3 protein-coding genes are annotated in these 1,823 nt (G+C 33.1%); 2 read left to right on the top strand and 1 reads right to left on the bottom strand.

What is annotated here, in order from left to right:
* Positions 1-461 (bottom strand): DUF2813 domain-containing protein (locus tag AC4GME_RS03950; RefSeq protein ID WP_490379040.1); only part of this gene is annotated, 461 nt, incomplete at its 3' end.
* A 387-nt stretch (positions 462-848) separates the two neighbouring features.
* On the opposite strand from AC4GME_RS03950, the gene AC4GME_RS03955 reads away from it, so the two are divergent.
* Together AC4GME_RS03955 and AC4GME_RS03960 are read left to right on the top strand one after the other, a co-directional pair.
* Complete coding sequence (locus AC4GME_RS03955; protein WP_490379041.1) at positions 849-1,208, top strand: hypothetical protein; 360 nt, start codon at positions 849-851, stop codon at positions 1,206-1,208.
* 329 nt (positions 1,209-1,537) lie between these two features.
* The coding region (locus tag AC4GME_RS03960; RefSeq protein ID WP_490379042.1) for a hypothetical protein at positions 1,538-1,823 on the top strand (286 nt) is incomplete at its 3' end.

The raw sequence follows: 1,823 nt of genomic DNA on the forward strand, positions 1-1,823 counted from the left end.
GAGATGAATTCATTCACCAGATCCGCTAACTTCTCTTTATTAAATGGTTTTTCGATCCCTTCATTATCTAAAAAGTAACGTCGAGTTTTAATATTTCCAGCATCAGTAAACTCACCATCTATTTGCAGATAAATATAACGCAAATCTTTTTTAGGAGCATTCCAAGTTTCAGTTATGCTTTTATATTGGCGCTGCTGAGACTCTCCACTCCACTGCTCTTTAAAAGTAAAAACAAGGTGAATCAGCTTGTTAGTACTAATTTCAGGGTTTGGTGGTTGGTGAAAATCACTACTGGTAAATTTATAAGTTTTACGTGTGCCAGAGAAAAAAAGTGATAAGGCATCAAAAAGGCTCGACTTCCCCCAACTATTTTCACCGAGAAAAGCACTCAACTCTTTAACATGGATCGACAAACGATTAATACCGCGAAATCCGACTACTTCAATCTGATCTAATAGCATCGTTTCCCCTTAAAAAAAGTGGCCTTACTATTAAAAATATCAGAAGTAAGTAAGAAGACAAGCTAGGCCAATTTATTATTGAAAATATCAGAAGTAGGTAAGAAGACAAGTTAGGCGAATTTATTATTGAAAACAGGATCTACAGCAAGATCTTAAAAACTTTTGTTTTTATCAAAATAACATCGACGACAAATAATAAATTGATACTACACTGTACCTACAAAATAATTCCATACATAAAAAATGGTTAACCTTCAATAGCAATAAATTGATAAATGTAAAATTACTTTGCAATCACAAAACAAAAAAAATGGATGAATTAAAAATAATCGATGCAACTCTAAAGCGAGTTCCATTTTCATTTATTTAAAACATAGGAGGCTGAAAATGTGTGATATACATGCACTTAATATTTTACCAAGTCAGGCGGCTATTGATTCAATTGCAACTTATCGTTCAGAATTTGACAAAGACTCATTTGATTACACACAATTATTAAACAAACTGAAAAAAGCCTTTTATGAACTCAATTTTATGTGCAAGCACGATAATGCAGATTGGATGCGCGAAAGAGGCCATGATTACTTAAGCAACCCCAAATTATTTGGCCACGCACCATTGACCTATCTTTGTGCTTTTTTGGGTGAAATATTTAAAACATATGATCTGCCTGAACTGCTAGAAAAAGTAACACCACAAATTTTAAAGTGCGCGTTAACACGACTCGAAGAATTTAAATTACATTAATACACTGCTTTTAACAGTAAAGGCTAACGTCAGTTAGCCTTTTTTATCTGCAAACGATTTGCGCCTAGATCTAACCAACACTTCCCTTGGGTAAACTTTACACAAACTTTACAATTCGCAAGCCATTCTCCTGTTGCTTTGATTTAATTTTAATATATTATATTTTCTTTATTCCTTTATAAGTTAGTGCAAAATAGTTTGCATATTTACTTAAGGAAAGAGATAACCTAAGCCAAATTAGAATGGCAAAGCAATAGCAATAAAATGCCCGCGCAACAAGGATGTGAACGTTTCTCTGTTTCTCTCTCAAAAGTACAGGATTCTTAATTATGAATAATATTCACAACCTAACAATTTTACCAAAGCAACAAGCCATCAATTCAGTGGCCGCACTCAGCCAAGATTTCAACTCCTACTCCACTGATTTATCTGCATTATTAACAAAACTAAAAGAGACTATTTTAGAGTCAAAATTTATGTTTGGTCAAAATAATTCTGCTTGGATGTCAAAACGCGGCCGTGATTTTTTAGCAAATCCAAAATTATTTGCTTACGCACCATTAACTTATATATGCGCATTTTTAGGGGAGTTATTTAATAACTTTGAAATTAAGG

It is taken from the genome of Psychromonas sp. (genome assembly GCF_983033635.1).